This window comes from Micromonospora sp. NPDC047670, assembly GCF_043204915.1.
Taxonomy (GTDB): Bacteria; Actinomycetota; Actinomycetes; order Mycobacteriales; family Micromonosporaceae; genus Micromonospora.
Genome location: NZ_JBIDDA010000007.1, coordinates 345,309 through 368,839 on the forward strand (window position 1 = coordinate 345,309; position 23,531 = coordinate 368,839).

15 protein-coding genes are annotated in these 23,531 nt (G+C 72.7%); 5 read left to right on the forward strand and 10 right to left on the reverse strand.

Features of this window, described 5'->3' with window-relative positions; all coding sequences use genetic code 11:
- Window positions 1–6 precede the first annotated feature (6 nt).
- Window positions 7–3,705, forward strand: a complete 3,699-nt coding sequence (locus ACGF7U_RS19950; protein WP_393108588.1) for a S8 family serine peptidase — start codon at window positions 7–9, stop codon at window positions 3,703–3,705.
- A gap of 103 nt (window positions 3,706–3,808) precedes the next feature.
- Here ACGF7U_RS19950 and ACGF7U_RS19955 read toward each other — a convergent pair whose 3' ends face one another.
- Window positions 3,809–4,207, reverse strand: coding sequence for an NUDIX domain-containing protein (locus tag ACGF7U_RS19955; RefSeq protein WP_393108590.1), 399 nt, complete (start codon window positions 4,205–4,207; stop codon window positions 3,809–3,811).
- A gap of 334 nt (window positions 4,208–4,541) precedes the next feature.
- Here ACGF7U_RS19955 and ACGF7U_RS19960 point away from each other — a divergent pair, with 334 nt between their 5' ends.
- The 4 genes from ACGF7U_RS19960 to ACGF7U_RS19975 all read left to right on the forward strand — a co-directional run bounded on the left by ACGF7U_RS19960 (window position 4,542) and on the right by ACGF7U_RS19975 (window position 11,598).
- Window positions 4,542–7,667, forward strand: coding sequence for an FG-GAP-like repeat-containing protein (locus ACGF7U_RS19960; RefSeq protein WP_393108592.1), 3,126 nt, complete (start codon window positions 4,542–4,544; stop codon window positions 7,665–7,667).
- 437 nt (window positions 7,668–8,104) lie between these two features.
- Complete coding sequence (locus tag ACGF7U_RS19965; RefSeq protein WP_393108594.1) at window positions 8,105–8,821, forward strand: helix-turn-helix domain-containing protein; 717 nt, start codon at window positions 8,105–8,107, stop codon at window positions 8,819–8,821.
- A complete protein-coding gene (locus ACGF7U_RS19970) occupies window positions 8,818–10,077 on the forward strand; it encodes an MFS transporter (RefSeq protein WP_393108596.1) in 1,260 nt (419 codons plus the stop codon). The genes ACGF7U_RS19965 and ACGF7U_RS19970 overlap by 4 nt, the downstream gene beginning before the upstream one ends.
- 570 nt (window positions 10,078–10,647) lie before the next feature.
- The gene (locus tag ACGF7U_RS19975; protein WP_393108598.1) at window positions 10,648–11,598 is read left to right on the forward strand and encodes an alpha/beta fold hydrolase; all 951 of its coding nucleotides are present in this window, start codon (window positions 10,648–10,650) and stop codon (window positions 11,596–11,598) included.
- Here the strand turns inward: ACGF7U_RS19975 and fxsT are convergent.
- The 9 genes from fxsT to ACGF7U_RS20020 all read right to left on the reverse strand — a co-directional run bounded on the left by fxsT (window position 11,592) and on the right by ACGF7U_RS20020 (window position 23,462).
- Window positions 11,592–15,506 (reverse strand): FxSxx-COOH system tetratricopeptide repeat protein, encoded by a 3,915-nt coding sequence (fxsT, locus tag ACGF7U_RS19980; RefSeq protein WP_393108600.1) that lies wholly within the window; start codon window positions 15,504–15,506, stop codon window positions 11,592–11,594. The two genes, ACGF7U_RS19975 and fxsT, sit on opposite strands and share 7 nt — an antisense overlap.
- A complete protein-coding gene (locus ACGF7U_RS19985; RefSeq protein ID WP_393108602.1) occupies window positions 15,503–16,714 on the reverse strand; it encodes a TIR-like protein FxsC in 1,212 nt (403 codons plus the stop codon). Before ACGF7U_RS19985 ends, fxsT begins: the two co-directional genes overlap by 4 nt.
- The gene (locus ACGF7U_RS19990) at window positions 16,701–17,381 is read right to left on the reverse strand and encodes a TIR-like protein FxsC (protein ID WP_393108604.1); all 681 of its coding nucleotides are present in this window, start codon (window positions 17,379–17,381) and stop codon (window positions 16,701–16,703) included. The genes ACGF7U_RS19985 and ACGF7U_RS19990 overlap by 14 nt, the downstream gene beginning before the upstream one ends.
- Before the next feature lie 77 nt (window positions 17,382–17,458).
- Window positions 17,459–18,280: an aminoglycoside N(3)-acetyltransferase gene (locus tag ACGF7U_RS19995; protein ID WP_393108672.1), complete on the reverse strand. Its 822-nt coding sequence runs from the start codon at window positions 18,278–18,280 to the stop codon at window positions 17,459–17,461.
- Between the two features lie 26 nt (window positions 18,281–18,306).
- Window positions 18,307–20,640, reverse strand: coding sequence for an FxsB family cyclophane-forming radical SAM/SPASM peptide maturase (locus ACGF7U_RS20000; protein ID WP_393108606.1), 2,334 nt, complete (start codon window positions 20,638–20,640; stop codon window positions 18,307–18,309).
- A 242-nt stretch (window positions 20,641–20,882) separates the two neighbouring features.
- On the reverse strand, window positions 20,883–21,785 hold the full coding sequence (locus ACGF7U_RS20005; RefSeq protein ID WP_393108608.1) for a DUF4231 domain-containing protein: 903 nt from the start codon (window positions 21,783–21,785) through the stop codon (window positions 20,883–20,885).
- A gap of 70 nt (window positions 21,786–21,855) precedes the next feature.
- Complete coding sequence (locus ACGF7U_RS20010) at window positions 21,856–22,302, reverse strand: SitI3 family protein (protein WP_393108610.1); 447 nt, start codon at window positions 22,300–22,302, stop codon at window positions 21,856–21,858.
- A gap of 12 nt (window positions 22,303–22,314) precedes the next feature.
- The gene (locus tag ACGF7U_RS20015; protein ID WP_393108674.1) at window positions 22,315–22,737 is read right to left on the reverse strand and encodes a hypothetical protein; all 423 of its coding nucleotides are present in this window, start codon (window positions 22,735–22,737) and stop codon (window positions 22,315–22,317) included.
- 197 nt (window positions 22,738–22,934) lie between these two features.
- Window positions 22,935–23,462, reverse strand: coding sequence for a DUF6244 family protein (locus ACGF7U_RS20020; RefSeq protein ID WP_393108612.1), 528 nt, complete (start codon window positions 23,460–23,462; stop codon window positions 22,935–22,937).
- Window positions 23,463–23,531: the final 69 nt, after the last annotated feature.

Consider the following 23,531-nt stretch of genomic DNA (forward strand, 5'->3'; position numbering starts at 1 on the left):
GAACAAATGCAGTCGACCATCAGACGGACCGTCGCGGTGCTGGCGGTCGGGGTGACCGCCGCCGGGCTCCTGACCACCACCGGAACGGCCGACGCAGCCGCGCTGGCCCCGCCGACATCGGTTCCCCGGGCGGCCGGCACCGATGGCGCCCGCAGCGTCACGCTGCTCACCGGGGACGTGGTACGCGTCGACGCCACCGGTGAACCGACGCTCGTGTCCCGCCCGACGGCCGGTGTGGTCGGCCGCGTCGCGCGACACGTGCCGATCGCCCGCTATCAGCGAGCCGGCGACTGGTACGCGATGCCCACCGACGCCGTGCCGCTGGTCGAGAGCGGTCTGCTCGACCAGCGCCTGTTCAACGTCACGGACCTCGTTCGGCAGGGCTACGACGATGCCGGTAGCAGCGTGGTACCGCTGCTGGTCCAGCACTCGGAGACCGTCACCGACCGTCCACTGGCAGGCACGAAGGCGCGACGGGTCCTGCCGTACCTCAAGCTCACCGCCAACGACCAGTCGAAGGCGGACACCGCCCGGTTCTGGGCGGAACTGCTCCGGCAGGCCGATCCGGAAGCGCGTGCCGTGCGCGGCGGTGTCCGGAAGGTGTGGCTCAATGCCCGCTACCGGGCCAACCTGGAGCGCAGTGTGCCCCAGGTCGGCGCGCCGAGGGCCTGGCAGGCCGGGCTCACCGGCAAGGGCGTCACGGTGGCGGTGCTCGACTCCGGCTACGACACCGACCACCCCGACCTGGTCGGTCGGGTGTCGACGGCGAAGAACTTCTCCGAGTCGACGGACGTGGACGACCGCTTCGGACACGGCACCCACGTGGCCAGCACGGTCGCCGGATCAGGGGCCGCCTCGGGCGGCCGGCATCGCGGGGTGGCCCCGGACGCGAAGCTGGCGGTCGGGAAGGTTCTCGGCGACGACGGGTGGGGCACCGAGGACGCCATCCTCGCCGGCATGGAGTGGGCGGTCACCGAGGCCGGGGCCAAGGTGGTCAACATGAGCTTCGGCGGTGCCCCATCCGACGGTACCGACCCGCTCAGCCAGGCGGTCGACCAGCTCAGCGCGATGCGCGGCGCGTTGTTCGTGGCCGCCGCGGGCAACAACGGGCCGTACGCGCCGGTCTCCTCGCCGGCGATCGCGAACTCGGCGCTGGCGGTGTCCAGCGTGGATCGCACGGACCGGATCAGCACGTTCTCCAGCCGGGCACCCCGGCTCGACGGCGGCGCGATGAAGCCGGAACTCGCCGCACCGGGCGAGGGAATCGTGGCCGGCCGGGCCACCGGCACCTATCCCGACATCGCCGGTCACGCCGACTACGTACCGCTGTCCGGCACATCGATGGCGGCGCCGCACGTGGCCGGCGGGGCGGCGATCCTCGCCCAACAGCACCCCGACTGGACCGGCGCGCAACTCAAGGCGGCCCTGGTGAGCAGCGCTGCGCCGGCGGAGGCATCGCGAGTGTTCGACGTCGGCGCCGGGCGGCTCGACGTGGGCCGGGCGGTCACGCAGCCCGTACGGGTTGGCTCGGCCAGCGTGTATGCGGACCTGCCGTGGGGCGGGAAGAGCGAGCCCCGGGACGTCACCTACGACAACGACAGTTCGGCACCGGTCACGCTGAAGCTGGCGCTGAGCATGACCGACCCCAGCGGCCGGTCGGCCCCGGACGGCCTCGCCGCGACCAGCGCGGCCACCGTCACCGTGCCGGCCCACGGCTCGGCCACCGTGTCGGTGGGGTTCAGGGGGAGCAGCCGAGCCGGATCGTACGGCGGGCTGCTGGTCGCCACGGCAGACGGCGTCACCCTGCGGACTCCGGTCGCCGTGCGGCAGCAGGCGCAGACGCACGCCGTCGACATCCGGGTGCTGGACAGCAAGGGCACGGTCAGCGAGAGCGCGCACACCATGATCGTCGGGTCGAACGTCGTGAAGCACGTGCACGGGTCAGGGTCCCTCTCGTTGCCCACCGGGCGATACACCTTCCTCTCCGACGAGCTGATCACGCGCCCCGACGCCGGGCCGGTGATTGCGCTGGTGGCCACGCCGCAGGTCGCCATCGCCGGAAGAAGCACCGTCACCCAGGACATCCGCTGGGCCCACCCGGTGCCGCTCGCGGTGGCCGACCGGGACGCCGCGACCGACGGCCAGCGCGCTGTCTCGATCGGTGCCCAGCCCGAGGGCGCCCCGAACCCCTTCGGGATCCTGTCCGTCACGTATCCCGGTTACGACGAGATCTGGGCCGGAAGCGCACCGGGCGTCCAGGCGGACGAGTTCAGCCTCGTCGACAGCGCGGTGCTGGAGCGGCCGGAGTTGGCGCTCCGTGCGGGCGGAGGTGCCGGCGGCCTCCCGGTGCTGTCCTGGTGGCTACGGTCGCGGCCGGGACCCGCACCGTTCGTCGGTACCACCGAACTACCCGTCACGCAGGTCAAGGTCGATTCTTCCGGGCGGCCGGCCGAGGTGGACGTGAACGGGAAACTGGCCGTTCTCACTGCCCCGGACGGGACGGGCGGCGGCGCCGATCTCGAACTGTTGGTGCGCGAACTGCAGAAGCGCGGCGCCCGGATGGCCATGGTCGCTGACGGCGGGTTCAGCTGGCAGGGCCAACAGTTGGCGCTGCCCACCATCGGCGCCGCGATCGGCCACGACACGGTGACCCGGTTCGTGGCCCTGGCTGCGGGTGGCAGGTCGACCGCGACCGTGACCGGCAATCAGGTCAGCCCGTACCGCTACACGCTCGGCTACCAGGAGCGCGGGTCGATCCCGACGGACCTGGCCCACCGGCCGAGGACCGGGGACCTGGCCGCCGTGCCGACCAGTTACCACAACACCAGCGACGAATGGCGGCAGGTGTTTGCGGTGATCAGCCTGGGAGGGGAAGACCATGCGGTGCTCGGGACGACGCCGGTGCCGTCGCCGCTGCGCCGCATCGAGTACTACACCCCGGGAAGATGGCGAATCTCCGTCGCCGACAACGACGCGGGAGACACCGCCAGGACCACCCTGGACCTGCGGCCCGGTGACAACCCGGAGCTCGTCTGGGGCAAGGCCGTGGTGGGACCGGCGCTGGCCGGAGCGAACCCCGAGGACCCGTGGGCGAGCCGGAAGGACAACGTGCTCGACGTGGCCCTGCCGGTGTTCAGCGATGCCGCCGGCCACCCGGCCCTCGCCCACGAACTCGGGATGACCGGAACCACCAGCCTGTACCGGAATGGAAACCTGGTTGGCACGGTCGCCCAACCCGGGCGGGGGCAGTTCGGTGTGCCGTCCGGCGCGGCCTACTACCGGCTGACCACCGAGGCCGCGCACAACTCGTCGACCTGGCCGCTGAGCACCAAGGTCAGTGGGTCCTGGACCTTCCGTTCGGGCACCGAGCCCACCCGCACGGTGCTGCCGATGCTGGGGATCACCGTCGACGCGCCGGTCGACCTACGCAACGCGGTGCCGGTGGGCGAGCCGCTGCCAGTGCGGATCTCGGTGCACCGACAGGCCGAGAGTGCCAATCCGGCTGTCGCCTCGCTGACCGTCGACGTGTCGTACGACGACGGCCGTACCTGGCGTCGGGTGCCAGCGATCCGGGAGGGCGGTAGCTGGCGGGCGCAGGTGCCGCACGGTCGGGCCGGTTTCGTCTCGCTGCGGACCTGCGCCACCGACACGAACGGCAACAGCGTGCAGCAGACGGTCGTCCGGGCCTACCGCATCGGGTCGTGACCTGCGTGTGCGGGCCGGCGAAACACCGGCCCCCGCACCGGTGGCACGGGCGCCGCAGGTCGGGAGAAATTGTCAATACCTGTGGACGGGTGCCGACGTCGTCTCAGCGCATGCGTTCGGTCTCGTGTAGATGATCGAAGATGGTCTGGTCGACCGGGGAGACAAGGTGGCGGTCGGCGTGGGCAAGCCAGACGATCTCCTCGATCTCGCTGTTGGGCTGCAGGACGCCTTGGTAGTCGGCGGTGTAGCAGGTCATGCGGACCATCGTCCCGTCGGGGTGACCATGGGCTTGGGCGTGGAAGGTTCCGACGTGTTCGGCGGTGTCGGGTGCGAGGGTCACGCTGAGTTCTTCCTGGATCTCGCGGACGAGGGTGTCGATGTCACTCTCGCCTGGTTCACGCTTGCCGCCCGGGATGTAGTAGACGTCCTTGCCACGTGAGCGGGAGCTGAGGATCGCGCCGTTCTCAAGGTGAATCCACGCAATCTTGTCGATGATGGTCATGCTTGACGCTCCCTGCGGTCTGTCGGGATGGCTATGCGGCCACGCCTGTTGGACGCTCGACCAGTTGGCCGTTGATGAAGGTACCGCCGGCGCGGACCGCGGCAGGTCCGCGTGGCCGCGTGACGGGCGAGGCTGCGGGTGCGGGTGCGGGTGCGGGTGCGGGTGCCGGTGCGGGTGCGGGTGAGGGTGCGGGTGCGGTGGGCGGCCGCGAGGATCGGGTGGGAGCACCTGGACGAGAACACCTGTTCGGGGGGCAGGCCCGTCGAAGATCATCAAGCTAGGCTGCCCGTATCCGGGCGCGTTCCGCGCCGCAGACCATCCCAGGAGGACCTCTTTGGGTCGCACTCTTCCGGCCGCCGCCCTGGCGATCGCCCTCGGCCTCGGCCTGTTGGTCGCCCCTGCCGCACCGGCCCTCGCGCGAACCAGCACCGCACCACGTGAGATCGCCGTCTTCCCGGAGAGCGAGCCGACAGTCCCGGCCCACGAGGCGGTCATCTTGGCCGGGGTCACCGGCTTCCTGCACCGCCACGGCACCTCCACCCAGTATCTCTGGACCCGCTACGACAACGGAGCGACCGTGGTGGTCGAGGAACTGGCGGGCGTTTCGCCGTCGGCGCTGAAGCCTGCCGGTGGCGACTTCGTCTCCACGACCGCAGCGGTCCCGGCGAAGCCCGCATCCGCCAAGACGGTGAGCGTGCTCAACCTGTCGGATCAGACCTGGCGGCAGTGGGCACCGCCCGCCGGCTACACGCTGATCGGCATCTACGGCCACACCATGATCGCTTCTAAGTGGGTGAACAGCGCGCCGGTCGGGGCTGAGCTGCTCACCTTCGCCGCCGACGGCACCGTCGCGAGCAACACTCCGATCACCGTGCCAGACGGCGCCCGTCCCGGCAGTGTGATCCTCCCGGTCACCGGCGACCTCACGTCCGCCGTCATCGGATACACGGTGGGTATCGAGAGCCACTCAGGGCTGCTCGACTTCGCCAGCGCCCGGATAGTCCCGATCCCGGAAGCACCGGCCATCAATCTCGGCGGCATCGTCTGGCGGATAACCGGCGACACGGTCGGCTGGGCGTCCTACGCACCCCACGGCGGCGCCTATCGGCTGTACTCGCGCAGCGGCCTGACCAGCGGCACCAACACGCAGCCCCGTACGTTGTCCGCCCCACAGGACAGCATCGAGCGCTCAGTGATCGTCGGCGACAGCCTGGTCACCGCACAGGCGAGCACCGGGGGCTACTACTACCCGGCGGTCAGCGTGTCGAACGCCGGCGGCTCGGGGACCACGGTCCTGCCGCGGCTCGACTGGGGCAACACCGCGCTGGTCCAGGGGCCCGCCGGCCAAGCGCTGGCGGTCGGCGGCTCCGGCGCCAAGGACTGGGCGGTGCACCGGATCTCGGCGCAGCAGGGCGCGGCGCCCACCGCGACGCCGCTGCTCCGCGTACATGACCCGGTGGAGAATGCGGGTCTGGTCTACCACCAGGGGCTCGTCCGACACGTACAGACGCAGATCGTCCCGTCCACCGGCGCGACCCAGTACGCGATCTACAACCACCCCATCGTGGATGACGGGTCGGTCAAGGCCGGCGCGGGCACGTTCAGCCGCCCACTCGCGCCGTGCGCCCCGGGTGTCGCCTGCGTGCGGTTGGTGGAGGGCAACGGGCAGGGTGTCGCGTACATATCCCCTGGCGCCAATGGCGGGCCGGATACCCTCTACACCTTCCGGCAGGGACCTTCCAGCTACGGCACCAACGAGCTGACGACCCGCAACGGCCGGGTCGTCGACGTGGGCAACCGGTACATCCTGGTCAACGACGGCACGGCGAACGACCAGTACCTCATCGACAACGCGCAGGCGAAGACGACCCGCCTCGGGCCGATCACCGGCGCCGGCCTCTGGTTCGACACCCTCTGGACCGCCACGCCGGTCGCCGGCCAGCTCAAGGCGGTCGACCTGGAGAGCGGGGAGACCACCCGCACGGTCTCCACCGGGTCGGCCTGCGTCCCGACCGAGGTGCAGACCAGCGTTCGCTGGATCCACTGGGCATGCGGTGACGCCGGGCCGGCCGGGGTCTACGACCTGCAGGGCAACCGGAACCTCCCCGCGCCGGCCGGGCCCGTGATGCTGGGCGACGGCTTCCTGGTACGGCACGAGAACGGCGCGCTCCAGCTCACTGATTTCCACGACGGCACGCTGCACCCGCCGGTGAAGCTCGCCGACCTGCCCGTCGGCAACCCGACCGACGGCCGCCGGGTGACCTGGGCGGTCGACCGGCACGGCTCCGGCGTCGCTTACGTCGACGCGGACAACGCGGTGCACGTCCTCGACACCGGCGTCCCGGGCACGCCCCCGCAGTTCGCCACCTCCTCGGTGCGGAGTGACCTCTACCCTCGTCTGGGGCAGCGGTTGGACGGCTCGTTCCAGCTGACCCGGCCGCTCACCGGGTGGGAGCTGACCATCACCCGGGTGTGGACCGGGGAGGTCGTCCACCGCAAGGTCGGAGGCAACGCGCGGGAAGGGCTGTACAGCGGCTGGGACGGCCGGCTCGACTCGGGCGCGTATGCGCTGAACGGCCCGTACCGGTGGACGATCACCGGCACCACCGGTGACGGCTCTGCCCGGGTCACTGTGGGGACGCAGGGCTTCGGCCTGCACTGCGGCAGCTTCCCCGTCCGCGGCTACAGCTGCCACGGCGGGCCGGGCCTGCTCGGGGTCAAGTCCACCGGCGAGGGCCACTGGTACGGCACCCGCCAGGACGGCACGGTCCCCGGCCGCATGTACGACAACGGGGCCTCCGACACCTGGTGCCTGAGCTGCACCGGCTCCGCGCGCACCTCGGCTCTGGTGCCGTTCGGCGACTTCGACGGTGACGCACTACCCGACCTGCTGGTTCGCGACGGCAGCGGCTACCTCAAGGCGCACCTCGGCACCGGCGACCTGTCGTTCGGCGGAAGTAGGACGAAGAGTCTCGGTGCCGGCTGGATGATGTACAGGTCGATCCTGGCTCCCGGTGACGTGAACGGCGACGGCCATGACGACATTCTCGGCATCGACTCCGACGGCAGGCTGTGGCTCTACACGACAACGGGTACGGGGGGCATCGTCCCGCGCGTTCAGGTTGGCTCAGGCTGGAACATGTACCAGCGGGTTGTCGGCGCCGGCGACCTCAACGGCGACGGCCACGGCGACCTGCTCGGCATCGACGGCGCCGGCGTCATGTACCACTACCTGAGCAATGGCAACAAGGGCTGGAGCAGCCGCGTCAGGGTCTACGCCGGGTGGCACATCTACAACTCGGTGGTCGCGATCGGTGACCTGAACGAGGACGGCCGCAACGACCTGGTGGCCAGGGACGCCGACGGTGTGCTCTGGCACTACGCGGGGCTGGGCAACGGCTCGTTCGCCGCCAGGGTCAAGGCAGGGTCGGGCTGGAACATGTACAAGATCATCATCTGACCCGTCGCGCTCTCGTCGACCGCCCCGGAAGCCGTCACGGTGACCGGGGCGGTCCTTGTCCGGCTCCGCCCGCCGCCCGACACCGGGCTCGGTTTCCTCGGCTCACCTGGCGTCAGGGTGCCGCCGATCCGGCGCCTGGCCAGACTCCGGCCTGCTGCCATGTCGGGCGAGCCACAAGACGAGCAAGCCGCGCTCCGACGACCGCGAACCTCCGCCGCGCTCATCGACCACGCGCGCAGCAGGTCAGGGGCCCGTTTCGGGGAACCGGGACGGCCCCTTCTCGTCCCGCGCGGCAGCGGAGTGCAGTACTTGCAGCGGCAGGACGACGAGGGATCGGCCGCCCACTTGCGCCATGCGCCCCAGGTGTCGCCTCCGTCGCGACCACATCATGCCAACAACTCGTTGCAAAGATTTCTTTGCATAGCTATCTTGGCATCATGACCGGAGATCCACACAAGCCTGGTTACGACTCCACGCAGGACGTGGTCCTCGACGCACGGACGCTGCGTGGGGTAGCCCATCCACTGCGCCTGCGGTTGCTCGGCTCGCTGCGCCACGACGGGCCGCAGACCGCCACCCAGTTGGCCACCCGACTCGGCGAGTCCAGCGCAGCGACCAGCTACCACCTCCGCACGCTGGCCGCTCACGGCTTCGTCACCGACGCACCCGAACTCGGCCGCGGCCGGGAACGCTTCTGGCGCGCCGTGCATCGCTCGACCTGGTTCGACGCTCCCGACCGGGACGCGCCGGAGCGTGAACTCGGCGAGGCGTACCTGCGGACGGTCGCGCGGATGTACGCGGAGAACGTCGAGCGGTCCATCACCGAGCTGGCCGACTGGCCGCAGGAGTGGGTGCGGGCGGCCAGCATGAGCGACCTCACGGTCAGCCTGAGCGCCGCCGAGGCGCAGCAGCTCGCCGACGACGTGATGGCCCTGCTGGTGCGGTATCGGGACCGGGCGGCGGACCGGGCCGGTGACGGGTCGGAACGGGTAGCGATGACCACGCAGTTCCAGATCTTCCCCCGGCGCGGCCAGCTGGACGCGCTGTTGGCTGCGCGATCCGCTTCCGACAGCGGGCCCGTCACCGCGGGTACTGATCCGTCCGGTACCGCGGCCGACGAACCCGCCGGTGCCGTGGACGGGGACCGACCATGAGTCGGCGGTCCGCGTACGGGTTGCTCATCGCCCAGGCGGTCTCGGTCGCCGGCACCCGGATGTCAGTCGTGGCGGTGCCCTGGTTCGTGTTGCAGACCACCGGCGACGCCCTGCTGACCGGCGTCACCGCGTTCGTGGAGATGGGCGCCCTCGTCGCGGCGCGCGTACTCGGCGGACCGCTGGTCGACCGCCTGGGGGCGCGGGTGGCCAGCGTCGGCGGTGACCTGACCGCCGGGCTCGTGCTCGGCGTGGTCCCCCTGTTGTACGCCGCCGGCCTGCTCGCCTTTCCGGTCCTGCTCGTGCTGGTCGGGATAGTCGGGCTGTTCCGCGGGCCGTCGGACAACGCGAAGTACGCGATGGTGCCCGACGTCGCGGCCGCCGCCGGCTGGAGTAACGAGCGTGCCGCCGGGCTGGCTGACAGCGTTCATCGCCTCGGGTCGCTGATCGGGGCGCCGCTGGGCGCGGTGCTGATCGCTCTGGTCGGCGCTCCCGTGGTCATCGCGCTGGACGCGGCCAGCTTCCTGCTCGCCGCCGCCCTGGTGGCGGCGCTGGTCCGGGTCCGGCGGGCCGAACCCGACCCGGCCGAGGCGGGCCGGCGCACCGGTGTCCGCGGCTATCTCGCCGACCTCGGGGCCGGGCTGCGCTTCGTCCGGCGTGACCCGCTGCTCCGGGCGATCGTCGCGATGGTGCTGCTGACGAACCTGCTCGACCAGGCGATGACGGCGGTGCTGATCCCGGTGTGGGCGGCCGAGCGCTTTGACGACGCCGCACCCGTCGGGCTCGTGTTCGGCGCGTTGAGCGCCGGAGCGTTCATCGGGTCGCTGCTCGTGTCGGTGTACGGCGCGCGACTGCCACGGTGGCGCACGTACGCCGTGGCCTTCCTGCTCGGCGCCGTCCCGCGGATCTTCGTCCTGGCGCTGCCGGTCGGACTGCCCGTCATCGCGGGCGTCGCGCTCGCCGGCGGGGTCCTGATCGGGGCCATCAACCCCCTGCTGTCCGCCGCGGAGTTCGAACGCATCCCGGCCGCACTGCGGGCGCGTGTCCTCGGCGCGGTCGGCGGCCTGGCTTGGGCCGGCATCCCGCTGGGCGGGCTCGTCGGCGGCGTGCTCGCATCCACGCTCGGCGCCACCGGCGGCATCCTCGTCGTGGGAACGGCGTACCTGCTGGTCACGCTCGACCCCCTGGTCCGCAGGCGCACCTGGCGGCTGATGGATCGGCCGGTTCCGACCACCGCCCCGGTCCCGGTGCCGAGCTGAGCACGCCGTCACGGCGCGACCCGGCAGTACACCCGATTGATGCTCAAGGCTCTGGCGCGGATCCTGCAGGGCTTGCATAGTGAAGAGCGTCCGGCTGGACAAGCCCCGCCGCAGCAGCCGTCCGAATGACGCGGGCTCGTAGCCGGGTCCGGTGGTGCTTGCGTTGGGTCTTCAGGCGCATGATGTGCCCTGCTCGTCGCAGCAGGCGTCGTCGTCGGCCTACGGCAGCCCAGCCGCGACAGCCCAGAACCACACCACCCCGAAGGGGCAGTGGGTGAGCCGATGGATGGCGGGCCACGGCGGAGACCACAGAACGCCCACGTCGAGCCACAAGCCTCCTAGGAGAAGCATGCCGCTGGGGCGACCTGCCGGACACCAGCCGGAAGTTCCAGCCGACGTGGGCCGGTAGGTGTCGTTTCCGACAGATCCGGCCGGTTGTTGGAGCTCGCCATAGCGGCGCGACCGGCCCGACCATTAGGCTCATTTGCTGAGTGAGGCCGCCAGATATCGCCTTCACTCGATGCCGGGTAGCGAGTATTGGCTGGTTGCGGCACCGAAGGGCAGGATGGGGTGACCCGAGACGGCGAGCCAGGGGCCGACTTCGCCACACGCGAGGACAACAGACGCGTGGCGTACGAGGTGACCGGCGCGCCCGACGGATTCCCCGTCTTCCTGCTCCACGGCACACCCGGCAGCCGCCGTGGCCCGAAGCCCCGCAGCATCGTGCTCTACCGCATGGGCGTCCGCCTGATCGCCTACGACCGCCCCGGCTACGGCGACTCCGACCGCCGCGAGGACCGGGACGTCGCCGACGCCGCCCGCGACGTCGAGGCGATCGCCGACCATCTGGGCGTGGAGCAGTTCGCCGTCGTCGGCCGCTCCGGAGGCGGCCCGCACGCCCTCGCCTGCGCCGCCGACGCCAGGCTGCGCGGCCGGGTGAGCCGGGTGGCGGTGCTGGTGAGCCTCGCCCCGTGGAACGCGATCGAGCTGGACTGGGTCGGGGGCATGAACACCGGCAACGTGCGCGGCTTCGGGGTGGGCACCCCCGACACCGCCGCCGTGGTGGCGGAGATCCGCCAGCGCGCCGAACGGGCCGCCGCGGATCCCCGACTGCTGCTGGCGGACCTGAGGACGGAGATGAGCGCGGCGGACCGCCGGGCGGTCAACGACCCGGCGCTGCGCCGGCTGATCACGGACACCTACGAGGAGGCTCTCCGCTCCGGCCCGTACGGGTGGATCGACGACGTGCTGGCGTTCCGCCGCAACTGGGCGTTCGACCTCAAGGCGATCGACACGACCCTGACGCCCGTGCGGCTGTGGCACGGCGCCGACGACAACTTCGCCCCGGTCAGCCACGGCCGCTGGCTCGCCGCGCAGATCCCCGGCGCCGAGATGGAGATCCGGCCGGGCGCGGCGCACTTCGACGCGGTCGAGGAGCTGCCGCGCATCCTGCGCTGGCTCACCGATCCCGCCGGTGTGCTGAGCGGCGACCTGCTGATCGGCGCCCGGCCCGGTCAGTAGGGGTGCGGGTCGAGGACCCGGCGCACGTACCGCCCGTCGCGCAGCAGCACGACGCTGGGGTGGTGCTGCCCGATCCGGTTGGCGAGCCGGTCGGCGATCCGCATCCGGCCGATGCTCACCCGCCCGCCGGAGGCCGCCTGGTTGGCGGTTTCCAGGTTGCCCCGGCTGCGCAGCGTGTCGGGATGCTCGGGCCCGAGCACCTCGGTCAGCCGCTCCACCACGTCCCGCAGCCGCTCGCGCCCCTCCTCCGGGTTCCCGGCGAGGATGGTGAAGACCGCGACGTTGTTGGCCGCGCCCATGGCGAACGGGTGCCGGTCGCCGAGCGTGGCGAGCAGCGCCTCCGCCGTGGCCTCGGTCAGAGACCGGCCGGTGCCCGTGTCGCCGGCGTCCCACAGGGCCACGCCCAGGTTGACCCGGCAGACCAGGGAGTACGGGTGCTCGGGGCCGAACACCCGGGCGAACATCTGCTCCACCTCGCCCAGCTCCGCCAGCGCCTGGGCGCTCTGCCCCTGCAGCATCAGGTTCGCCGTCCGGCTGAGCCAGCTGAACAGGGTGTCGGGGCTGGTCGGCCCGAGGGTCGCCAGCAGCCGGTGGTAGGTCTCGTCGAGCAGGTGGGCCGCCTCCTCGATCTCCCCGGTGCTGCGCAGCGACACGGCCAGGTTGGCCTGGGCGGTGAGCACGTCCCGGGAGTGGTCGCCGAAGAGGCTCCGGTAGCCGGCCACCACCTCCCGCAGCAGCGCCACGGAACCCTCGTAGTCGCCGGTCTCCCGCAGGTCGCGGGCGAGGTTGTTGGCCGACGCCAGGGTGTTCGGGTGCTCCGGGCCGAGGACGACCCGCAGCCGGCGGTGGGTGCCCCCGTCGCCGTCGAGGGCCTTGTCGAACATGCCCATCAGCCGGTAGGAGGCGGCCAGGTTGTTCGCCGCGGTCAGCGTCCGGCGGTGGTCCTCGCCGAAGACCTCGACCGACGCGGCGTACGTGCGCAGGTCACGCTCCAGGGCCTCCCGGTAGCGGCCGAGCGTACGCAGGTCGGCGCCGTAGCCACCGGCGGTCATCAGGGTGTACGGGTGGCTGTCGCCGATCAGCTCCTCCTGCTGGCGCAGGGTGTCCTCGTCCAGCCGGTGGGCCTCCTCGAAGCGCCCGAGCCGGCGCAGCAGGTTGGCCAGGTTGAACCGCAGGTGCAGCAGTTGGACGCGCAGCTTGCGGTGCTCCGGCCCGTCCGGCGGCAGCTTCGACAACAGCTCCGACCAGACGGCGTCGGTCTCCCGCGCGTACCGCTCGCCCTGCTCGTAGCCGCCGTTGACGTAGATGTAGCGGACCCGGTCGATGACCAGCTGCCGGACGTTGTCGTCCTCGCAGGAGATGGCGTCCGAGCCGTCGAGGTGCGGCCAGAGGATGCGGAACCGCTGCTGGTTCGCCGGGTCCTCCACCTCCCCGGGCGGACGGGAGCCGGCGAGGATGCGGTGCACCTCGTGCTTGGCGGTGACCAGCTCGTCGTCGGACATGCGGGCGCGCAGCGCCGCCTGCAACAGCCGGTGCACCTGCACCCGGTGCGCGTGCGGGTCGAGCTTGATCAGCGCGAGCTTGTTCATCCGCTGCACCAGCGCCGCGGCGATGTCGCGTTCGGACACCCGGTCGGCGACGCGGGCGGCGACCACGGGGTCGTGCGGGGCGATGACCCGGGCGACCTGGTCGCCGTAGAGCAGGTCGAGGGAGATCTCGGGGGCGAGCACCGACGCGAGCTGCAGGAGACGGTACGCCCCCGGCGAGCCCTCCCTGAGCCGTTGCAGCGGGAGGTCCCAGACCTCGGTCTCCAGGCCGGTGCGGCGGAGCCCGGCCAGGTACTCCTCGACCGGCGTGCGGGTGTCGGCGAGCCACGCCCCGACCGTGGCGACGAAGATCGGGACGTTCTCCACGGCGTCGGCGACCTGCTCGGCCTCGGCGACGCTCATCAGGTGTTCGCCCAGGCGGGCGCGCAGGTGCGCCACGCTCTCCGCCCGCTCGAACGCGTCCACGTCGACCGCCCGCGCCAGGTCGCCCCAGTCCGGGTTACGGGTGGTGACCAGCACGTGGCCGTTGCCCTGGGGCAGGTACGGCCGGACGTGCTCGTACTGGTCGGCGTTGTCGAAGATGAGCAGCCAGTGCGGCGGCGCGGTGCCGTCGGCGCGGCGCTCGGTCTGGCTCAGCCGCTGCCGCAGGGCGCGGTTGGTCTCCGGCATCGTCGTCTGCGTCGGCAGGCCCAGCTCCTCGCTGAGCTCCACCATGCGCACGTCGACGAACTGCGGCGGATCGGCGGCGACCCACCAGATGATGTCGTACGCGCCCCGGAACCGGTGGGCGTACTCGATCGCGAGCTGGGTCTTGCCGAGGCCGGGGCCGCCCCGCAGCGCGACCGGGGTGCCACCCCCGCCGGACGCCTTCAGCTCCTCCCGGAGTCGGCGCAGCAGCTCCTCGCGCCCGGTGAAACGCGCGTTGCGGGCCGGCGCGTTGAACACCGCGGCGCGTACCCCCGGGAAGCGGACGGGGCGCAGGCCGGCCGCGCCCACCGTCCGCCCGACCAGCTTCAGCAGGTGCCCGGCGGCGTCCTCGGCCGTCAGGTCGTGCACGGCGGTCCAACTGCCGACCGGGACGTCCGGGACGGGCGGGGTGTCGTCGACGTACACGGCCAGCCACGTCGGCGCGCCACGGTCGCCGTCCGGCTCGCCGAGGGCGCGCCGGGCCGACTGGTAGGCCCGGGAGACCAGGCGGACCTCCCGGAAGCCGGTGCCCGGCGGCACCGGCGCCGGGCCGTCGAGCGGGGCCGTCGCCACCCGCAGGTCGGCGGAGTTCAGCACCGCCTGCGCCCACTCCGCCCAGACCTGGTCCTCCGGCACGTGCCGCAGCACGACCAGCTCGTCGACGACGGCCGGCTTGCGCTCGAAGCGCTGCACCGTCCGGCGGCGCAACTGGTCGTCGATCCGGGGCAGGCCGGTGATCCTGCCGTTGGTGATGTGGCTGGTCAGCGTCTCGTACGCGGACAGCAGGGTGGTGCGGCCGCCCGGCTCGTCGCCGAAGGTCGCCAACGTCTCCTCGTACGCGTAGTACGCCCGGTAGGGCACCTCGACGGTGAGCCAGTAGTGCTGCCGCTCGGTGTCGGTCATGCCACCGGGCAGGCCGGCGAACCGCTGCATGGCGAGCGCCCGGCCGGCGTCCCGCTTGCCCTTCTCCCCGTCGTCGACCCGCATCGGCACGGGCAGCACCCGCCGCGCCCGGCGCCCCTCGTAGTCGCGCACCCGGGCGGCCACCGCCGCGGCGCCGTCGATGCCCTGGTCGCTGAGGGTGAAGCAGTCCACGAGGATGTCCGGCAGATGGATCGTGCAGATCTCGGCGACGTCGCTGATGCCGGTGCGGCTGTCGATCAGGGCGTAGTCGTAGTGCCGCTTCATGTCCTCGCGCAGCGCGTCGAAGAACTGCGCGCCACCGAGCCGGTTGTAGAAGTTGTCCCAGTTCAGGCCGGTCACGCTGGTGGCGTAGTCGGGGTTGTGCCGGCCGGCCAGGAGCAGGTCGAGGCTGCCGCCGCCGGGGAACTCCCACCCCACCGAGAACGCGTACCGGTGGACCCGGGCGTACTCGCGGTGCCAGTCTCCGGGGCGGGCGGTCCCGGCGCCGTCCTCCTTGCGTCGTCGGGCGTTCTCCCACTCGTAGTCCAGGATCAGGTCCATCACGCCGCCGGTGGTGGCCACCTGTTCCGGGTCGAGGAACGGGGCGTAGAACCGGTGCAGGCCGGGGGACTCCAGGTCCCAGTCGGCGACGAGCACCCGTTGTCCGTTCGCGGCGAGGATCCACGCGGTGTTGGCGAGCGCCATGGTGCGGCCCGTGCCGCCCTTGTAGGAGTAGAAGGTGACGACCTGGCCTTCGCGCGATGGCGTCATCGTTCGTCCTTCCCTCGCGTGACGTCGAGTGACCGCACCGGCGGGGCGGTCGGGGTGGATCCGGACGGCACGTCGGACGGTTGCACCGCCCGCAGGCTCGGCTTCGGGGTGGCCGAACCCTCCGGCGGGTCCACCGGGCCGTGCCGGAGGAACTGCTTGCGGGCCTCGATCACCAGCAGCGGGGCGCAGCGCTCGAACTCCTCGATCGCGCGTGCCGGCAGCACCCGGGGGAAGCCGGCGTCCTGCAACGTACCGGCGATCGACTCCGGAACCGGCTCGCCACGCTCGTGCTCGGCGGCGATCACCAGCGGGACGACCCAGCGGGGCAGGCCCTCCAGCGCGGACCGGGCGGCCGCCGCGCCGGCGGCGGCGTCCACCAGCACGACCGTGGGGTTCTCCGGCGCCAGGGCCCGGGCCTGCGTCAGGTCGGCGACCCGGGTGGGCAGGCCGAGCCGCTCGGCGGTCGCGGCGACGTAGTCGGCCACCGCCAGCTCGTGCTGGCCCGCGTAGGGCCGCCACCGCGCGTGGTCGGTGAGGGTGGTGACCACCAGCGCCGGGCCGTCGTTGTCGGTGACCGGGTGGCTGGCCAGCGCCGCGGCCCGGGAGCGCGGCAGCGGCTGGGTCTCGGTCACCGCGACGATCCGCTCCGCCAGCGCCGCGAGGACGCTCTCGTACTGCCGACGGTAGGCGCTGAGCTTGCACAGCGCGCGCAGGCCGTTCTCGGCGTAGTCGGCGCGGTCGTCGGCGTCGGCGACCACGTCGAGGGCCCGCGTGGTCTCCGGGCGGTCGCTCCAGGACGGCAGCGGCAGCCACAGCACCGGCAGGAGGTGCCGGTCGGCGCGCGCCGGGGCCAGCCGGGTGAGCCGGCTGCGGAACGACTCGCGCTCGCCGAGGGCCCAGGCGTTGCGGAAGTAGTTGGGCGAGTGCAGCGGCACGAAGACGTGCGTGAGGCTCAGCGCCTCGGTGAGCGTCTGCCGGAGGTCCGCCCCCGGGCTGACCAGACCGTCGAAGAAGCCGGCGTCGCGGTCGCCCGTCCTCGTGGCGCCGCGCCGAACGGCCGCGGCCAGGTCCTGGAAGAACCGGCTCACCCAGTAGTCGGTGTCCGGCCGGGGCGTGGCCGACAGCGGCACCGAGTGGGCGTAGCTGAGGAAGAAGTAGGTCTCCCGGCGGGGGACGGCGCGGGCCGGCGGGAGGTCAGACCACGTCATGCCCGACCTCCTCGAACGTGTCGCGCAACTGCCGCACGTCGGTCGGGACCTGCGCCCGCACCCAGTGCGTCTGGTACGCCCGCGCGATCCGCTGCGCCAGCCGCCAGACCACCGCGTCGTAGGCGTCCTTGCCGTTCTTGCCGAGACTCAGCAGGCCGTAGATGCCCTCGTCGTGGTATTGCGGGGCGATGTCCGAGGGTAACCGGGTGGGGGTGAACATCTGCCGCCGCGACACGACCTCCGGCAGGCGTCGACGGTCCACGACGGACCAGTTGACCGGGATCACCGGCGTCTCCCCCGCGGAGGGCTCGGCGCCCGGGCGGGTGAGGATCGGCCGCCGGGTGAAGGCGTCCCACTCCCGGGCGCACCAGGCGCTGTTGAGGTACTGCGGCGAGATCAGCGGGATGAAGACCTGGCAGTGGCCGGCCGCGAAGGCGAGGTCCTCGGTCCACACCTGCCCGCCGTCGAGCATCCGGTCCATGAAGCCGGCCGTCCGGCCGGGGCCGAGCCCGAGCAGCTCCACGACGTGGTCGGAGAGGTCGACGAAGAGCTGGAAGACCTTCTGGTTGGTGTCCCGCGGCGGCGCCGCCACCCGGTTCTTGGTGCGGGCGTAGCTGAGGAAGAACACGGGGGCGCTCTCGTCCTCCCAGTACTTTTCCTCTGTCACCTACCGCTCCCGACCGGCGCAGCGAGTCCCGGCTGACCACAGTATCGACCGCCACCAACTCCTGGCTGCCCCGCCCGTCACGGTCGGTGTTCATCCATCCATCCTCGGGCGAAGTCGACGGCCGCCCGGAGCCCCACCAGCCGGCACTCGGCCCCGCCGACCCGGCCGGTCCGGACCGCGCCGGCCTCGGTCAACGCCCGGCCGATCAGCGGGAAGTCGCCGTCGTCGAGGTCCGCGGCGCGGAAGTCCCGCCGGACCCGCCGCCCGTCGGGGGCGCGCACGTAGCACCGGTACGCGCGTTCGGCCGGCGGCCGGCGCCGTCGGTACTCAGCCAGGTGGAACGCGGTGCAGGCGGACCAGTCGACGCCGAGCAGGAGCACGGCGGCGTCGGCGGCGTAGAGCGCGCCGAGGGGCGAGCGCTCGCCGAGGTGACAGGCGAGGTCGTGGACGGCGGTCAGCCGGGCCGCCCCGGGCCCGAGAGCGGCGAAGGAGGTCTGCGGGTGCCGGCTCCGCAGCGCGTCCGGTTGTCGGCGTACGTGCTCGGCGAAGATCCCCATGCCCTCCGACGGGCTGCTTTCCGGGTCGAACGGCGCGATCGCCGCCTCCACCGCCGCGACCTCGGCCTCGGTCAGCCCGGCGGTCGCCGCCCGGAACACCCGCGACGTGACGGAGTTGCCGGCCGTCTGCGCCGGTACGACCACCGTGCCCCGGCTCCCCAGCACGTCCCGCAGGGCCGCCAGCAGCGTGGTGGGGCCGCCCGCGACCCAGCCGACCCGGGACAGGGCGCAGTGCACCAGCACCGTGGCTCCGGGCGGCAGTCCCAGCGCGCGCAGGCCCGCGGCCAGCGTCCCGCGCCCGAGCGCGGGGCGTCGACCCGGTGCGGCGTCGGCCTCGCGCAGGCTCCGCGGGTGCGCGGGGCCGCCGGTCACTGCCACCCGTCCACCGCCGCTCGCATCCGCCGGACGAACCGGTCGCCGTCGGGGGTCAGGGCGCCGAGGCCGAGCAGGGCGTCGATCGCCCCGTCGGTCCAGGCGCGGTAGCGGCGGAAGTGGCCCTCGGCGACCGGGCCGGGCCGCCGCCGCCACATGTCGGCGACCGCCAGATGGGCGTAGACGCCGTGCAGCGCGCCCTCGACCGGGCGGGGATCGTCCCGCCACGGCACGGTCAGCGTCCGGGTGTCGTCGCGGTCGAACAGGTCGCAGACGTCCAGCGTCGCGCTGAGCTTGAGGTGCTGCACCTCGTGCACCAGCAGCACCGCGAGGGTGGCGTCGTCGGGCACCGCGGTGACGGCCACCGCGCCGAAGGCCGCGCCGGCGGCGGCGCTGCGGTACCGGCCGGTGCGGTCGGGACGCAGCGGCACGACGGCCCGCAACAGGGTGCGGACCCCGGCCGCGTAGTCGGGGGCCTCGGCGTCGACGCGTCGCACCGCCCGCTCCAGCTGCCGTACCCACCCCACGGCGGCGGCGCCGGTCAGCCTGGGCTCGACCGGGATGTCGTAGCAGTCGCGGTGCGGGTCGGTGTCCTCCAGCAGCAGTCGGTGCCCGTCGACGCGGACCGTCCGCACCGGCAGCCAGCCGTCCGGGTCGTCCTCCCGCGCCGGGTCGGTGTCGGGATTGAACCGCCGCCCGCCGACCCGGACGTCGCCGTCGTCGGTGGCGAGCCGGACGACGCCCCGCTCGGCGTGCCGCGCGATCGCGCCGAGCGTCGGCAGGCTGACCCGTCCGTCGCGCACCGGCACGGGCAGGTCGGCCCGGATCCGGGCGTGCACCGCGGCGGCGGCCGCCACGCAGGCCAGATACGACAGGTCGGCCGCCCCGTCCCGGCACCGCCGGGCCCAGCGCCGCACGAACGGATGCGTCAGCACGGTGCGGACGGCCTCCGGGTGCGCGTCGTCCAGGTCGACCAGGAGCCGCCAACCGGCGGCGGCGACCGGGTCACCGTCGACCCGGTCGCCGAGGGTGACCAGCAGGGCGCGCACCAGCGCCAGGTGGATCGCGGCGAGCTGTTCCGCCGAGCCCGCCGTCCCCGCTCCGGCGGCGAGGTCGTCGAGCACGCGCGGGCTGAGCGAGTCGGCCGGAGGGACCGGCTCGTCGACGGGCGGGGCCGCCGTCACCACCCGGACGAGCTTCAACAGGTCGGGGCAGTAGACGGACGGGTTGTCGAAGCCGTTGCCCGCACGGTGCCGGTGGGCGTAGAGCCCGCCGCCGCAGTGCCGGACCACCGGGCACGCGCGGCAGGTCGGGCAGAGCCCGGCCAGACCCGTCTGCCGGACGGCGATGCCGGGATGGGCCGCGGCGTCGTCCACCCGGTGCCGGAACACGTCCAGGCCGGTGGCCGCCGCGCCGTCGAAGGCCGACTTGAGCGAGTCGACCTGTTCGAAGGTGCCGTCGGTCTCGACGACCACCAGGTCGGCCGGGCCGAGGCCGACCGCCTCGCTGTGGCTGCCGTGCCCGGACGCCGTGGAGAGTAGGGACTCCAACAGGCGGATCGGTACGGGACGCCCGTCGGCCAGCCAGCGCCGGTGGACGGCCAGCAGCCAGTCGGCGTACGGCGTGGCGCGGCCGTCGGGGCGGGCGGGTGGGTTGTCCCAGTTGGCGTGCGGCAGCAGGAAGTCGATGTGCGGCGGCTCCTCTGCCAGCAGCGCCTCGTACACCCGGATGGGGTCGTTGGCGACGTCGACGGTGCAGAGGATGCCGGCGTAGGCGGCCCGGTAGGCGGGACTGCGCAGCAGCGACAGGGCCCGCAGCACCTGGCGGTGGCTGCTCGCCCCGTTGGCGTGCCGGCGGTGCCGGTCGTTGGCGGCCCGGTCCCCGTCCAGCGAGATCCCGACCTTGATGTCGTGGGCGAGCAGCACGTCGCAGACCGCCGGGGTGAGCAGCACCCCGTTGGACTGCATGCGCAGGTCGAGCCGGGCCACCGGGTCGATGGCGCCTCGCAGGGCGGCGGCGGTGGCGTCGAGTCGTGCGGCGCCGGCGAGCAGCGGCTCGCCGCCGTGCAGGACCACTCGCACCGCGTCGAGCCGGTGGGCCGCGGCGTGCTCGGCGATCCGCCCCGCGACGGCAGCCACCGTCGCGGGCGCCATCATCCGCGGCTGGCGGCGCCAGGACTGGTCGGGGTGTTCGTAGACGTAGCAGTGGTCGCAGGCGAGGTCACAGCGGCTGACCAGCTTGAGCACGTACTGCGTCAGGGGGGTGACGCTCCCGGTCGGCTCGCCGCCCGCCCCGGCCGGTTCAGATCGCAGAGATGAAGGCCGCGACATCGACACGGGCCGGACGGTCCTCCCTCCGGGTGGTCGCGGCGGCGACGGACCGGGCCCGGTCGAGGGAGATCCGACCGAGCGGGGTGCGCCGGAGGTCGTCCAGTGGCGGCGGGGTCGGATCGGGTTGAAGTACGGTGCGATCCACGTCGGTTCCCCCATTTGAGTCGGGAGTGGACGGACGGCCGCCCACAACGACGGTCAACGACGACTATCGACGATGCTATATGGCACAGCGTGTGATGTCACTGCTGCGCTGCGCCATCCTGCTCGATCACTCTCGCCATCCAGCCCTCGTTGGACAGCGAGATGATCCGTTCCGCCTCCGCGACGAACGCGTCGTCGTCGGTCCAGCCCTGCCCGGCCTCGCGGCACAACCGCAGCCGGGTGAGCTGGTCGGCGGTGCGGGCGTACTCGATCTGGTGGTGCTCGTACTGCTGCGCGGACCCGTAGCCGACGAGCGCCGTGGTGACGGTCGCCGCCACGCCGATCCAGGCGGTGAGCCCGAGGTTGTCGCCGAGCACCCCGACCGTCGCGGAGACTCCGGCGGCGACGACCGTGAGCGCCGTGGCGGCGTACCGGATCCGCTGCGCCACCCGGCCCATCCGGCGGGCCCGCGGCAGGTAGTAGCCGTCGACCTGTCGCTGCAACCGCTCCGTCAGGTACGTCGCCACGTCGGAGACGGCCGGCAGCGGCCGGGCGGCCGGAGCCGCGTCGAGGGTGCGGCCGACCAGGTCGCCGGCGTCCCCCATGAGGGCGTCGAGCCGCCCGAGCAGGACGGCGTCCCGGTCCGCGCCGCCGAACGGTGCGACCCCGGCCAGGTAGCGGTAGGCGTCGGCCTTCAGCGCCTCGGAGACCGAGCGGAGACGGGTCCACGCGTGTACCGCGTCGCGGCCGGCCCACCGGGCCGCGACCGGCACCAGCAGCAGCGCCGCCGCCGCGACGACCGCGAGCGCCCGGCCCGCGCCGCGCTGGGTCTGCCCGAGCTGGTTGGCGAGGGTGCCGCACACGGCGGCGCCGGCGGTGAGCGCGGCGACGGTCAGGCGCGCCCGGGTGATCGCGCGCTTGGCCTCGACGGCCGCCCGTGACCAGGCGGCCTGCCGCCGCCAGATCGTCTCGACCGCCATCGAGGTATCGAAGTTCGCCACAACCCGGATCGTAGGACGGCGACGCCCGTCCCTTTGGGCCGCGCGACTGCGCCCTGCCCCGGTGACCGGGTCACCGGGGTAGGAAGCTGTCGTACGCCTCGTCGTACCAGTCGGCCTCGTTGTGCCGGCGGACGGTGCCCCCGACGCGGGTCAGCATCAACCAGTTGTCGTTGAGGACCAGCGCCGCGTCCTCGGGCCGGTCGGCCAGGATCCGACCCACGGTCCGCAGCATGTTGGGCCTCCCCTGGTCGGTCAGGGTGTCCTTGCGCATGTGGAAGTCGACGTCGACGTAGGTCTCAGGCTCCCACACCCACGGACCACCGTCGTCCTCGGCCGCGTAGTAGCCATGGCTGCCGGCGACGATGTTGACGACGTATCCGCGTTCCTCGTTTAGGTTGGCGTGGAGCATCCGGTCACCGGTGAGTGTCGCCGTTTCCGTTGCTCCGGGGGCGGCCAGCGCCGCCACCTCTTCCAGCGGAACGTCACCCGCGAGGGTCAACCGGTAGTCGATGGACATGCTGCCTCTCCCTTAGCCGCGCGGGACAATCTGAATGGTCGCACCGCTGCGCGTCACCGCCGCGAGTTCCTTGAGCCCCGACACCGGCCAGTCGTCGAACTGCCTCTGCAAGTTGGCGAGGTCCCCCTGCCAGTCGCGGAGGTTCAACACCACACGTTGAGTCTGACCGCGAGAGACCTTCCTGGACACCATGCTCCAGATGGCCCGCGGCGGCACGGAGGAGGTGGGTGAATAGCAGTCGAAGACGTGGCCCTCGATGAGATAGTCGGGTGCCCTGTCGCGGTCGCCAACGTCACCGGTGCGGAGCCGAGCCGCCGCGACCTCCTGCTTCGTCGGGTTCTGGTGGACCAGATAGCCCTTGTCGGCGATCTTGTCGGCACCGTCGTTCTCCAGTTCCAGTGCTCGCCGCTCCGGCGGCCGCTCGTTCGCCGGGATCCGGGTGCGTGGTCCGGTCGGCGTGCCGCCGGGAACCCCGGTGGGACGCCTGGTCCACGGCACGAGGGCAGGGGCGGCACCGCCCGCCGTGGGGACGGTGGAGGCGGGACCTGCGGGGGTGGCGCCGCCCGCGGTGGGCATGGTGGCGGTGTGATCCGCGGGGGTCGGGCCGGTCGGCGTGGCGCCGCCGGCCCCGCTCAGTTTCCCGACGACCCCAGCTGCCGCGCCGCGGCGACCGCCGTGTCGACGGACTGCCTGGCGGCGCCGGTGCGCTGGACCATCAGCACGAGCACCTGCTTGACGCTCTCCAACCCCTGCACCAGCGGTCCCGGCTGACCGCCCTGCAGGACGGTGGTGACGAGTCGCTTGGCCTCGTCGAGCTGGGCGATGGCGGCGGTCGTCGCGTCGCGCATGCCGTCGATCGCGCTCGCCACGGGAGTCAGCCCGGCGATCGTCTCGTCCGGGGTGGCCTCCTGCGGGACGGCCGCGGTCGCCCGGGTGGCCTCGCCGATCGTGGTGGCGACGCCGCCCAGGCCGCCCCGGATTCCGGCGATGGCGTCCCGTACCCGTACCATGCCGGCCGCCACGGCGGCGAAGCCGGCGCCAGCGGCGCGCAACGCCACCTCCTGCGCCTGGTTGTCGGCGGCGGCCGCCAGCCCCTGTGCCCTGTCGACGCCGGCCGTCAGCGCACGGAGGTCCCCGGTGATCTTCTCGATGTGCGACACGCCGCCGAACTCCCCGATCGAAGACAGAAGGATGGTCGAAGCTGCAACCTAGCCGCAACTGTCCGTGGC